The 14,077-nt window shown below is 29.5% G+C and carries 9 protein-coding genes; 7 read left to right on the top strand and 2 right to left on the bottom strand.

Going from position 1 to position 14,077, the window contains the following annotated elements:
• The first annotated feature begins 63 nt into the window (after positions 1-63).
• The 6 genes from rplJ to rpmA all read left to right on the top strand — a co-directional run bounded on the left by rplJ (position 64) and on the right by rpmA (position 10,281).
• Complete coding sequence (rplJ, locus tag MHO_RS01530; protein WP_012855545.1) at positions 64-561, top strand: 50S ribosomal protein L10; 498 nt, start codon at positions 64-66, stop codon at positions 559-561.
• Between the two features lie 22 nt (positions 562-583).
• The gene (gene rplL, locus MHO_RS01525; protein ID WP_012855544.1) at positions 584-958 is read left to right on the top strand and encodes a 50S ribosomal protein L7/L12; all 375 of its coding nucleotides are present in this window, start codon (positions 584-586) and stop codon (positions 956-958) included.
• Positions 959-1,091: 133 nt separating this feature from the next.
• Entirely contained in the window at positions 1,092-4,691 is a 3,600-nt protein-coding gene (gene rpoB, locus MHO_RS01520; protein WP_012855543.1) for a DNA-directed RNA polymerase subunit beta, read from the top strand.
• A 1-nt stretch (position 4,692) separates the two neighbouring features.
• A complete protein-coding gene (gene rpoC, locus MHO_RS01515) occupies positions 4,693-9,099 on the top strand; it encodes a DNA-directed RNA polymerase subunit beta' (protein ID WP_012855542.1) in 4,407 nt (1,468 codons plus the stop codon).
• A gap of 613 nt (positions 9,100-9,712) precedes the next feature.
• A complete protein-coding gene (rplU, locus tag MHO_RS01510) occupies positions 9,713-10,015 on the top strand; it encodes a 50S ribosomal protein L21 (RefSeq protein WP_012855541.1) in 303 nt (100 codons plus the stop codon).
• A gap of 2 nt (positions 10,016-10,017) precedes the next feature.
• Positions 10,018-10,281 (top strand): 50S ribosomal protein L27, encoded by a 264-nt coding sequence (rpmA, locus tag MHO_RS01505; protein ID WP_012855540.1) that lies wholly within the window; start codon positions 10,018-10,020, stop codon positions 10,279-10,281.
• 40 nt (positions 10,282-10,321) lie between these two features.
• Here the strand turns inward: rpmA and MHO_RS01500 are convergent, their stop codons facing one another.
• Positions 10,322-11,203 carry a DegV family protein gene (locus MHO_RS01500; RefSeq protein ID WP_012855539.1) on the bottom strand — a complete coding sequence of 294 codons (882 nt, stop codon included), beginning with the start codon at positions 11,201-11,203 and terminating at the stop codon, positions 10,322-10,324.
• Positions 11,204-11,326: 123 nt separating this feature from the next.
• On the opposite strand from MHO_RS01500, the gene tyrS reads away from it, so the two are divergent.
• Positions 11,327-12,562, top strand: coding sequence for a tyrosine--tRNA ligase (gene tyrS, locus MHO_RS05495; protein ID WP_012855538.1), 1,236 nt, complete (start codon positions 11,327-11,329; stop codon positions 12,560-12,562).
• A gap of 61 nt (positions 12,563-12,623) precedes the next feature.
• Here tyrS and MHO_RS01490 read toward each other — a convergent pair whose 3' ends face one another.
• The gene (locus MHO_RS01490) at positions 12,624-14,027 is read right to left on the bottom strand and encodes a variable surface lipoprotein (RefSeq protein ID WP_012855537.1); all 1,404 of its coding nucleotides are present in this window, start codon (positions 14,025-14,027) and stop codon (positions 12,624-12,626) included.
• Positions 14,028-14,077: the final 50 nt, after the last annotated feature.

Raw genomic sequence — 14,077 nt, 5'->3', positions numbered from 1 at the left:
TAATGTTACCTAGTATGTTTATACTTGTTTGTACATTGCATAATCTTTATAGGAGGAATAATAATGAGCGCATTAAAAGATGCCAAGGTTTTAGTTGTTGAAGAAATTTCAAACAATTTAAAAGAATCACAAGCATTATATGTAATTAATTATGCTACTTTGGATGTTGTTTCATTTCAAGAAATTAGAAAAGAATTAGCTCCAAATAATGCATTGCTAAAAGTTTACAAAAATAGACTAGTTAAACAAGCATTAAAAAATACAGAATATGCAAATATTAATGATAGTTTAGTTTTACAAAATGCTTATGCCTTTGTTAAAGGTGATTCGTTAGCAGCATTAAAGACCTTAGTAGGCTTAAAGAAGAAATTCCCTGCATTAAGAATTGTAAGTGGAATTTATGAAAATAAAGTAGTTGATGAAAAAACATTAGACGAAATATCAAAACTTCCTTCATTTACAGAATCACTTATGATTCTTGGAAATTCATTATTGAGTCCATTGAAACAATTATCAATTGGTTTAAATGAATTAATAAAACAAGGAAAAATTTCAGAATAATTATTTTTAAAGGAGATTTATCATGGCAAAATTAACAAAAGAAGAATTTGTTTCAGCATTAAAAGAAATGAACATTAAAGAAGTTATGGAATTAATTCAAGGATTAAAAGAAGAATTTGGAATTGATCCAACAGCAGTTGTAGCAGCAGCAGCTCCAGCAGCAGCAGCTGACGCAGCAGAAGAAAAGACTGTATTTAATGTTACTTTAAAATCAGATGGTGGAAACAAGCTAGCAGTTATTAAAGTTGTTAAAGACTTATTAGGTCTTGGATTAATGGATGCTAAAAAACTTGTTGAATCAGCACCTGTTGTAATTAAAGAAAATGCTAAAAAAGAAGAAGCTGAAGAACTAAAAGCTAAATTAACAGAAGCTAAAGCCGAAGTTACTTTAGACTAATTACAAAAAACACAAGTGAGGCTTTTAATACACAAAGCCTTTTTTGTGTTTTTTGTCGTATATTATGCACGTGTGCGTATATACAACAAAAAATAAAAATATAAACAAAATTTAATAAAAATTGAGGTAAAGCATGGTGAATAAGGATAAATACGAAATTAGAAAATTTGGACCTATTACCCTAAGACGTGACTATTCAATTAGTCAAAAGAAATTCGAAACTCCTGACTTTCTTGAAATGCAACGTGAATCAGTTGAAAAATTTCTAACAGTTGGAATTGAAGAAGAATTAAGAAATATCTATCCAATTGAAGCACATGGAAAAGTTAGAATTGAATACATTCATAATTCAGCACATTTTGAATATCCTAAAAAAACTGAATATGAAAGCATTAAAGAAGCTAAACAAAAAGGTTCATCATATCAAGGAAAGTTAAAAGCACACCTAAGACAAATCAATATCGAAACAGGTGAAGTTGAAGATTCAGAAGTAGTATTTGCTGAAATTCCTATAATGACTTATGGTGGATCATTTATTATCAATGGTTCAGAAAAAGTTATTGTTTCGCAATTAATTAGATCTACCGGGGCTTATTTTGGAATTAATGTTAGAAATAAACAAGCCAACGACTTGTTTAATAAAGTAGAAATTATTCCTCAAATTGGTTCATGAGTAGAAATTTATCATAAAGTAACTTCTCAAAATCCAGATACTGTAAAAATACATATCGATAAAAACAAATCATTTTTAGTTGTAACTTTCTTAAAAGCATTAGGATTTAGTGAATCAGGTATTAGAAGAATGTTTGGCGAAAATATTCCAGAATTGGAAGAAACATTTAAACGTGATAAAATCACTGGAATTAATGCAGAAGAAGTTACAAGAGAAGCACAAGAAGCAATTTATAGAATCATCAGAAAAGGCGATCGTATGACAGCTGATTCTGCTAGAAATTTAATTCCTACAACTTTGTTTAATGAAAAAAGATATAGTTTAACTGAAACAGGACGTTTCACTTTAAATAGAAAATTAAACATTATTGAAAGAATTGCTAATTCTTATTTAGCAGAAGATATTTTTTCTAGTGAAGGTGAACTTCTTTATGAAAAAGGAATGTTCATTACTTGAAATATCGCAAGAAAGATTCATGATGAATTTAAACAAGGAATTATTCCTATGTGAAAATTGCCAGATATTGATGAAAATGCATATGGATCTCAACTTGAAGTTGAAGGAAATGAACAACTTGCAAGTAGAATCTTTGTAACAAGCATTTGAATATATCCAACTGAAAATGATATGTTGCATGACCAAAAAGTTTTGGTTTTAGGTAATGATCCTACATCAACAGAAAATTTCTTGTTGATTCCTGATTTAATTGCAACGATTTCGTATTATTTTAATTTACTTTCAAAGGTTGGGGTTGATGATGATCCTGACTCATTAGTTAATAAAAGAATTGTAACAATAGGCGAATTATTACAAAATCAATTTAGAATAGGGCTATTAAAATTAGAAAAAAATACAAGAGAAAGAATCTCAGCAAAAGATATTGATAAGATTACTGCTAAGAACGTTACAAATAATAAACCAATATTTAATCAATTTAAATCGTTCTTTAACACATCAAAACTTTCTCAATTTATGGATCAATGTAATCCTCTTGCTGAAATATCAAACAAGAGAAGAATAACCTCCCTAGGACCAAGAGGGTTGAACCGTGATACTGCACAATTTGAAGTTCGTGACGTTCACCCTACCCATTATGGAAGAATTTGTCCTATTGAAACACCCGAAGGACCAAACATTGGTTTAATTTTAAATTTAGCATCATTTGCTAAAATTGATAAATATGGTTTTATTCAATCACCATATTTCAGAGTAAATAAAAAAGTTGTAGATTTTTCAGAACCAGTTTACATTACTGCAATTGAAGAAACAGGATATACATTTGCACAATCAACTGTTCACATTGAAGGTAATGTAATTGTTGATGAAAAAGTAATGGTAAGACGTGACAATGAATATTTAGAAGTAAATGCTGAAGATGTAGATTTTATTGGTGTCTCAAACCGTCAAATGACCTCAATAGCTGCTTCGGCTATACCATTTTTGGAAAACGATGATGCTAACCGTGCATTGATGGGTTCAAACATGCAACGTCAAGCTGTTCCAGTGTTATTCCCTGAAGCACCATTAGTTGCTACAGGAGTTGAAGCTGATATTGCTAAATATTCATCAACCAATATTAGAGCAACCAGATCAGGTGTTGTTAACTATGTAGATGCTAACGTTATTAAAGTAACTCCTGAAAATAGTTCAAAAAGTGATGTTTATCATTTAAGAACATTTGAAAGAAGTAACCAAGGTACATTAATTCACCAAGTACTTTTGGTTAAAGTTGGCCAACAAATTAATGCAGGAGATTTATTAGTTGATGGTCCTTCAATGAAAGATGGAGAATTAGCATTAGGAAAAAACGTTCTAGTAGGTTTTACTACTTGACATGGTTATAACTATGAAGATGCCGTTGTTTTATCTGAAAGATTGGTTAAAGATGATGTTTATACATCAATTCACATTGAAGAACAATCAATTCAATTTAGACATTCAAAGGCTGGCGAAGATATTTTAACTGCAGATATTCCTAACGTTTCAAACTATTCTAAACGTTTCTTAGGTGAAAATGGAATTGTTAGAGTTGGTTCAGAAGTAACAGCAGGTGATATTTTAGTCGGAAGAACTTCTCCAAAAGGTGAAGAAAACCCAACTCCAGAAGAAAAATTAATGGCTGCAATTTTTGGTCAAAAAACTGCCTCAAGAAAAGATACTTCTCTAAAAGTAAAACATGGCCACAATGGAACCGTTGTTGCTGTTGATATTCTAAGTAGAGAATTTGGCGACCAATTAGAAGATGGCATTGAAAAAATAGTTAAGGTATCAATTGCTCAAAAACGTAAAATTCAAGTCGGCGACAAGATGGCTGGTCGTCACGGAAATAAAGGTGTTGTTTCAATAGTATTGCCTGTTGAAGAAATGCCTTATTTAGCAGATGGAACACCATTAGATATTGTTTTAAACCCTCAAGGTGTCCCTTCACGTATGAACATTGGTCAAGTTCTAGAATTGCACTTAGGACTTGCTGCTAAAAAATTAAATACCAAATTTGTTACACCAATATTTGATGGAATTTCACACAACCAAATTCGTGATATTCTTGAAGAAGCAAATATTGATGTAACAGGAAAATCAATAGTATACGATGGGGCTACCGGAGAACCATTTGATCATCCAATTTCTGTAGGGATTATGTACTATTTGAAGTTGTATCACATGGTTGATGACAAAATGCACGCACGTTCAGTAGGACCTTATTCATTGATTACCCAACAACCACTTGGTGGAAAGAGTCAAAATGGTGGTCAAAGATTTGGTGAAATGGAAACATGAGCTATTGAATCATATGGAGCTTCAAATGTTCTACAAGAATTATTAACATATAAATCTGACGATATTGTTGGACGTAATAAACTATATAACTCTCTTGCTAGAGATGCAAGATTGCCTAAACCAGGAACACCTGAATCGTTTAATGTTTTAGCATATGAATTACGTGGTTTAGGAATTAAATTAGAAGTACATCAAAAATCTGATAATGTTGTAGATGATTCAGAAGAAGATCAAAGAGTAGACACAAAATATTTCCAAGAATTTGAAGGGAGTTTAGAATAATATGAAAAAAATTTCAAAATACGAATCATTAGATGAAGAAAAAATTTCAAAAATTTCATTAGCATTAGCAACTCCTCAAGATGTTGAAACTTGGTCTCATGGTGAAGTTACTAAGCCAGAAACTATTAACTATAAATCATATAAGCCAGAACGTGGTGGATTATTTGATGAAATAATTTTTGGACCAATGATTGATTATCGTTGCCCTGTATGTGGTTTCAAATACAAAAAAGTTAATGAAGGAAGCTATTGTACAAGAACTGAATTATGTAAACAAGAACATGTTCAAATATTGCCTAAAATAGCACGTAGAACCCATATGGGACACATAAAACTAAATAGTCCAGTTGTTCACTTTTGATATTTCAAAGTTGATCACTCAATTATTTATAAATTGCTTGGTTTAAAATCTTCAAATGGTTCTGACGTTGTTAAACGTGAAGAACTAGAAAATTTAATTTATTACAAAAATCATATTGTTCTAGAAGATGGTGGCTTAAAATCATTACCTAAAAATCAAATTATTGAAATCAATGAAGCAGCAATCATTTACCGCAATGCTCTAGAAGAATTACTTGAAAGATTTCAAGAAGGCACAGAAGAATATGATGATATTAAAGAAACCCTAGATTCTTTAATTGAAAAAGCAACATCAAAAATCGGCCAAGAATATGGAATTGATTTTTATGAATTAAACGAAGTAATTGAACATTATTCAGATGCTAAAATAGGTACTGGTGCTTTAGCTATTGAATATTTATTAAAAAATATAAATTTAGCTGAAGAAAAGCAAAAAGTAACTGATGAAATTAATCGTTTAAATGCAGAAGAAATTAATAATCCTGAACGTTTTGCCACAACTGCAAAACAAACAAGAGAAAAACTTTATAAACGTTTACAAGTAATTAATGCATTTATTGAATCTAAACAAGATCCAACTAGCATGTTAATTTATAATTTGCCTGTTATTCCAGCAGATTTAAGACCTTTAATTCAATTAGATGGTGGTAGACACTCAACTAGTGATATTAATGAATTGTATCGTAGAGTAATTATTAGAAATAATAGATTGCAACAATGACAAGAAAAAGATGCCCCTACATTGGTTATTCAAAACGAACTAAGAATGATTCAAGAAGCAGTAGATGCTTTAATTGATAACCAAAGAAGAACACCTAACTCTGTTTTATCAAAAGACAATTGTCCATTTAAATCAATTTCAGATGCATTAACTGGTAAAAAAGGTCGTTTTAGACAAAATTTACTAGGAAAACGTGTTGACTATTCTGGACGTTCAGTTATTGCCGTAGGGCCTTCATTAAAAATGCACCAATGTGGTATACCAAGAGAAATGGCTGCTAAATTATTTGAACCATGAATAATTGAAAGGCTAATTGAAAAAGAAGTAGCTACAACAATTAAAAGTGCTAAAAAAATTATTGAAGACCAAAACCCAGTAATTTGACCTCATGTTGCTGAAGCAATTAAGGGCAGACTAGTATTGTTAAACCGTGCACCTACATTACACCGTTTATCTATTCAAGCCTTTGAACCTGTTTTAGTAAGGGGCAAGGCTATTAGATTACACCCATTAGTATGTACTCCATTTAATGCTGACTTCGATGGTGACCAAATGGCTGTTCACGTTCCTGTTTCTGAACAAGCATTGCTTGAAAGTCGTGAATTAATGTTGGCTAATAAAAACATTCTAGGACCTAAAGATGGTGAACCTATTATTAACCCTTCTCAAGATATGGTTTTAGGTATTTATTATCTAACTATTGAAGAACCAGGGGCTAAAGGTGAAGGACGTGTTTTTGATAACTATGAACACATGCTTAGAGCATTAGAAAATAAAGTAGTTACATTGCACACTAGAATAGCATTACCTGCTTCAGAAGTTAAAACTCCAAAACTTATTTTCCCATTTGATGGTCCTCAATATATAATTTCAACAGTAGGTAAATTTATTTTTAATAATATATTCCCTAAAACATTTCCATTTATTTACGACAATAAAGTTGCTAAGGCAAATTCATTGGAAGATTATAATCAAACATTCAATGCAAAATATGTTGTTCAAGCAGGTACTAATATTCCTGAATATATCAAAAATATGCCTATTGAAGAAGCATTTAACAAAAAGAATATTTCTAAAATAATACGTTATGTTTTTGATAAATATGTTGCTCAAATTTCAATGTCTGATATTGCAGAAGTTATTAATAATTTAACTGAATCAAGTGATGCTAATGATTCAATAATTCAATTCTTGCATGTTAAAAATTATGAAAATAGAAAAATTGATTATGAACATGCAATGTTGCTAGCTCAATTTACAAGTCAAGAAAAGCAAAAGATTGAAATGTTAAATCCTGCTAGGGCAAATGGACAAGAAGTTCCACTTAGTCCAGCTGAAAAAGCAGAAATTCTAGACACTGTATGATTTAGATATACAAACATTGTTGCTTCAATATTGGATAGTATTAAACAATTAGGTTTTGACTATTCAACATATTCTGGAATTTCTATTTCGTTTAGTGATATTCTAGAAACTAATAAAAAGCAAGAATATATTGCTCAAGGTGATGAATATATTGCTAAATTAAAACACTACTATGAACAATGTTGAATAACTGATGATGATCGTTACTCTTTAACTATTAAAAAATGAGCAGAAGTTAAGGATTTAATTCAAGAAGACCTACAAAAAATAATTAAAGAAAATCCTCAAAACCCAGTTATTACCATGATTAATTCAGGTGCTCGTGGTAACATTTCTAACTATGTTCAATTAGCAGGTATGCGTGGATTGATGGCTAACAATACTAAAACTACTAAGGCCGATGCTAAAAACGACCGTGTTGTTAGATCAACAGTTGAAGTTCCTGTTAAGTCTTCATTTATTGAAGGACTTACTGCATTTGAATTCTATTCATCAACTCACGGTGCTAGAAAAGGTTTAACCGATACTGCCTTGAACACTGCAAAATCTGGTTATTTAACAAGACGTTTAGTTGATGTTGCTCAAAATATTGTTGTTAGAGAAGAAAACTGTGGTACTGACTATGGTTATAAAGCAAGAAACATAGTTGATACAAAAACTAAACAAATTATTGTTCCTTTGAAAGAAAGAATTGTTGGAAGATTTGCAAACAAACCTGTTGTTACAAGTGCGGGTATAGAAATTTGTTCTAGAAATGAATTAATTACTGAAAAAATTGCTCAACGAATAATAGCAAGCGGTATTGAAGAAGTCGAAATTAGATCAATCTTAGGCTGCAATACACGTAACGGTGTATGTAAGATGTGTTTTGGTAAAGACCTTGCAACAAATAGAATTGTTAATATCGGTGAAGCAGTAGGTATTATTGCAGCTCAATCTATTGGGGAACCAGGAACTCAATTAACTATGCGTACATTCCACACTGGTGGTGTTGCCGGGGTTGAAGATATTACTGGTGGTTTCACTAGATTGATTGAATTAATTGATGCCCACGAACAACCATGAGGACGTCCTGCCGTTATTTCACCATATAAAGGTATTGTTACAAAGATTGAAGTTGATGAAAAAGACAATACAAACTATTTAGTAACAATTGAAAGCAAAGGATCTTCAAACACAACAGTTTCTCACAAAATTTTTGTTAATACAACCAAAAAATTACGTGTTCAAGAAGGCGATGAATTAAGAATTGGTCAAAAGATTTCTGAAGGACCAATTATCTTAAAAGAATTATTAGCTTTAACAGACGTAATTACTGTTCAAAATTATTTATTGAAAGAAATTCAAAGAATTTATCGTATTCAAGGTATTGCAATTAGCGATAAGTATATTGAAATTATAATTCGTCAAATGATGTCTAAATTAGTAATTTCTGAACCAGGAGATTCTAAATTCTTCGCTGGTGCTATTGTAGATATTTTTGACTATCAAGAAGAAAATGCTATTCTACTTTCAAAAGGTTTGAAGCCAGCATATGGTAAAGTTGTTATTAAAGGTGCAAAACAAGTTCCATTGTTATCTGATTCATTCCTTGCCGCTGCTTCTTATCAAGAAACAAGCAAGATATTAGTTCACGCCGCTATTTCATCAAGAATTGACAATTTATCTGGCTTAAAAGAAAATATTATTCTTGGTAAAAAGATTCCATCAGGAACAGCATTATTCCCATTTGAAGAACATTCAAAATATGATATAAAACCATCAATTAATTACTTTACAACAACTCCTATTGACGGCACAGAAATTTCTGAACCTATTGATATTGATTCAGTTGTTAATACAGCGCAAGAATATGACAATGATAAACAATCAGTTGAAGAAGATTATTCTCCAAACGACGAAGAACTTGTTGCCGAAGAAGAAACATTTGATGATGAAGAAAATCAAAACGATTTTGAATAATTAAAATTTAAATAAGAGTTTAATTTTATTGACACAAACACCCTATTATAAGGGTGTTTTTTTATTCACTATTTTTTAATAAACTAGTTAATTTTGTTTCTTAGAAATGATAGAAAAAAGCAAGACAGTTATGATCTTGTTTTTTTCTTTATTTTGATTAACCCCACATTTTTCTATGCTTTCAAAAAAAGCAATTAAAATCACCCAAAAGGTTTGAAATAATATTTTTATTTGCCAAAATATATTGTTTTTCTTTTTTAATCAAACAATACTACTATTAATTAGCATAGGGTTTTTAATAAATTAATTTATTAAGTTTAAAAAATATTACAGTTGATGCATTTACTATATTATTACTAGAAAACGCCGAAGAGGATAAAAGTTCAACAATTTATGAAATATTTGCTTCAATAGAAAAACTAGATATTGAAATTAAAAAAGTAAGTAAATTGCTTGAAAAATAAAAGAAATTTTTTGAAATACTTTTTACTGATTAAAAAAATATTTTTTTGCTATAATGTATTTGTTACTTATAGAGTAACCATACTAAAAAGGTTTTAAAACTATATCAATAGTACCTTAAGGATGTGACAAAATATAAGGAGGCTTCATAATGTTTGCTATTATTGAAACCGGCGGAAAACAATTACTTGTTAAAAGCGGTGATGTAATTTACATCGAAAAAATTGATGGCAATGAAGGTGACAAAGTTTCATTTGATAAAGTTTTAGTTATTGATGAACAAGTTGGCTCACCTTATCTACCAAAAGCTTCTGTTTTAGGAACCATCGAAAAACAAGGAAAAGCAAAAAAAATAGTTGTTTATAGACACAATGCTAAATCTACTCATAAACGTAAATTAGGACATCGTCAACCATTTACCAGAGTTAAAATTACAGAAATTAAGGAAAAATAGTTATGGCACATACGAAATCAGGCGGAACAACCGCCAATAGCCGTGATTCAGCGGGAAGAAGATTAGGCGTAAAAGCAACCGACGGCCAATTTATTTTAGCAGGAAGCATTATTTATAGACAAAGAGGAACAAAAATTTTCCCAGGCCAAAATGTTGGTAGAGGAAAAGATGACACCTTATTTGCTTTAATCGATGGTATTGTAAAATTCGAAAGCAGAATTAACAGAAAATTTGCATCAGTTTACCCAATTGAAAGCAAGAAATAAACTAATTAAAAATACCAAGTAAAAACCTGGTATTTTTAATTTATTGTTTTTTTAAGTATAAAAAGAATTTATCTTTTATTTTAGGACTAACTTCAGCAAATGTTAAACAGATTGCGCCAATACCAGCATGAACTACAATGTCGCAGCTCAATTGAATTGTATAAATCCTTGGAAAATTATTGGTTATTTGTTTAAACGACTGAATTAATTCATCTATTTTATCGTTATTTGCATTTACAACTAATAGATAATTGTTTTCATTATCTTTGTTTGTATTTTCATATAATTCTTTTAAATTTTTTTCTAGAGTTTTTTTAAAGATTCTACCAATACCATCTTTTTCTAAAATTCCATTATCAAATTTAATAATAGGAACTATTTTTAATAATTTTGCTATTGCGGCTGCTGCTTTTGATAAACGTCCGCCTTTTAGCAAGGCATCGTTAAACTCTGGAATTAGAAGTAATCTTTCATTATTATTTTTAAAGTGTTCTATTGCCTCATCGAAGCTTTTTCCTTCTTTAATATATTCTTCAAACATTAATAAGTCTCTAACAATCAGATAAGAAATTTTATTTGATTGTACTATATGAACTTTTGGATTTGAAGCAAATTGTGCTGTTAGCGAAGCACATTGCGAAGAAAGCGCATTTGAAATTGGATAGACTAAAATTTTATCGTAGTCATTAAAATATTTTTCTATAACTTGCATGGCTATTCCGGGAGGAGTTGCAAAAGTTTTGGCATCTATTTTTTTGTCATTTCTTCAAAGTTCTTCAAATTTGTCTGTATCAAAATCTATACCACTTTTATATATATCATTTCCTACTTCGATTTGAATTGGAATTAAATCTCATCCAAAGCTGTTTGCTTGTTCTTGCGACATCCCTGCTGATGAGTCTATAATAATTTTAATTTTCATAATGTCCTTCTATTTGTTTATTTTAAGATTCATAGCCATAAAATAAACAAAATTAATATATAATTACTATATTACTTATATTTTTAATAAATAATTTAATACATTATAACAAAAAGGATAGATATGCAAAAAAATATATTAGATGATTTGAAATCAAGAGGTGTTTTAAATAATATATCTAGTGAAGAAAAATTTAATAATATATCACTAGGAACAGGTGTTTATACAGGTTTTGATCCAACTGCTAAAAGTTTACACCTTGGAAATTATCTACAAATATTAAGTTTGTTACGTTTTAAAAAAGCAGGATATAAACCAATTGCAATATTGGGTGGAATAACCGGAATGATTGGTGATCCTAGTTTTAGAAATTCTGAAAGAAAATTTTTAGATCAAGAAACACTACTACAAAATAAAAATGCAATTAAAAATCAATTACAAAAATTTGGTTTAGAAGTAATTGATAATTTAGATTTTTATAAGCATTGAACAGTAGTAGATTTTTTAAGAAATATTGGTAAATTAATTAATGTAAATTATTTGCTTGAAAAAGACTCTATTACTACTAGACTTGCAAACGGTTTAACATTTACAGAATTTTCATATACCTTGCTTCAAGGTTGAGATTTTAAATGTCTATATGAAAATCACAATGTAAAAATTCAAATGGGTGGTTCAGACCAATGAGGAAATATTACAACTGGACTAGAAATTATTAGAAAATTACATGGAGAATCTGCTGATGCAGTTGCCATGACATTCAATTTATTAGTTGACGAAAATGGCAAAAAATTTGGTAAGAGCACTGGCGGAGGTTCGTTATGGCTTGATCCAAATATGACTAGTCCATATTCTATATATCAATTCCTATTGAATCAAAGTGATGTAAAAATTGAAGAATATTTAAAATGATTAACATTTTTAGAAGTTGAAGAAATAAACAAAATTATGACTCAACACAATGAAAATAAAACCAAAAGAATTGCCCAAAAGAAATTAGCCTTTGAATTGGTTAAAGACATTCATGGGGTTGATATTGCAAACAAATGTATTAGAATAAGCGAGATTTTATTTAACAAAAGTAACGAAGAATTAAACATAGAAGATATTTCAATGCTTTTGGGCTATTTACCATGTATTGAAGTTAAAGAAGGCGAAAAATTTATTGAAATTTTAAAAAATAATCAAATTGTTTCTTCAAATAGAGAAGCAAGAGAATTTATTTCAAAAAATACTTTTTTAATTGATAACAATATAATAAACGATGAAAATTATTCAATTACATTTAATAAATTTAATGGTCAATATGCGCTATTAAAAAAAGGTAAAAAAGACTTTTACATACTTAAAAGAATTTAATAAATTCCTATTAAAAAAACATATAAAAAAGTAGGCAATGTTGCCCACTTTTTTTGTTTTGTTATTTTAATTCAATTGTTTGTGAAGCGGTTTTAGTTCCAAAGATAAAAGGGTTTATTCCATAATCTTTTTGTCCACCAGCTCAAGTTATAGTAATTTTGTTATCTTTTACTTCATATTCCAAGTAGTAAGATAATTCTAATTTATCTTTTTCAACTTTTTCATCTTTGTAGTGGTGAAGGTGATTTACTAATTGAACTTGACCAAATGAATAAAACGCTCCGGGTTTTCCTTTAAATACAACTTGGCTTAAAGCCTTTTCTGGCGCTTGGCTATTAAATTCAATAATAATATTATGATTTCCTTTTAGATAGAACAATTTAGCTTCTTTTTTTATTAATTTTTCAATTACTTCTTGTTTTTTGGATTCATCTCAAACCTCGAATGTAAATAAGTCTTTGTTTTGTTCAATTTTTTTGTTGATCAATTTTACTTTTGGATCTAATTCTTCGTCTTCTTTTTTAGTTTCGGGTTTTGCTTCTTGTTTTTTAAATCCTTTAATTTCTCTTTCAAAAGTTTGAGTTACGGAATTCTTTGAAATTTTAACAGTTAAAACAAGTGTTGTTTCATCGCCTTTTTTTGCTGCAAAATTATAACTAATATTTGCACCGTTTAGATTGCCTTCTAATTTAACATCAGTGGCAGTTAATTTGCTAATTTCTTTGTTTTTGTCTTTGATATCAAATTTAAGATCTTTTATAATTTTATCTAATTGTGTTTCTGATAGATCTATTTCATTGCTTACAATTTTAGTTCCAATAATAGGGTCTTTTCTTGCAACAAATTTAGCTCCTTTAAATTTTAATGTTATCTTATTGTCTTTTAATTCATAGTCAATGTAACCACTTATTGAATTATTCTTGTATTTTTTATTATAAAAAGTAGGCTTTGTTGGGTTGGCTAGTTGATATTGTGAGAATAAAGATTCATCCTTAGGAGAAAAGACAATGTTAGATCAATTTACTTTACTATCATTATTATCTTTTAAAACTATACTATGAGATTTGTAACTGTATACTAATATTCCTGTTTTATCTTTTAATGATTTTAATACTTCTTCTTTGTTGTATGGAGAAAATTCAAATTGATCTTTAACAGTTTCTATTCAATTATCTATTTCTTTTTGTTCTTCTGATCTTTTATCTTCTGGTTTAACTTCTGGAGTTGTTCCTGGTTTTTCACCTTCAGGCTTCTTTGGATCTTCAGGTGTTGTTCCTGGTTTTTCACCTTCTGGTTTCTTAGGATCTTCTGGTTTAACTTCAGGTGTTGTTCCTGGTTTTTCACCTTCTGGTTTTTCACCTTCTGGTTTTTTTGTTTTTACGCAACCTGCAGCAACTAATGGTATTGCAGCAACTGAAGTTGCAATGCTTCCTAATGCTAATAAAATTTTTGTGTGTTTTTTCATTTTTTAATATTTCCTTTCGAACAAGATTATAGTTTAAGTCGAAAAAAAAG

The sequence above is a fragment of the Metamycoplasma hominis ATCC 23114 genome (assembly GCF_000085865.1).
Lineage (GTDB): Bacteria > Bacillota_I > Bacilli_A > Mycoplasmatales > Metamycoplasmataceae > Metamycoplasma > Metamycoplasma hominis.
The sequence above is the reverse complement of the archived record's forward strand: the minus strand, read 5'-3'. Positions and strand labels throughout refer to the sequence as shown.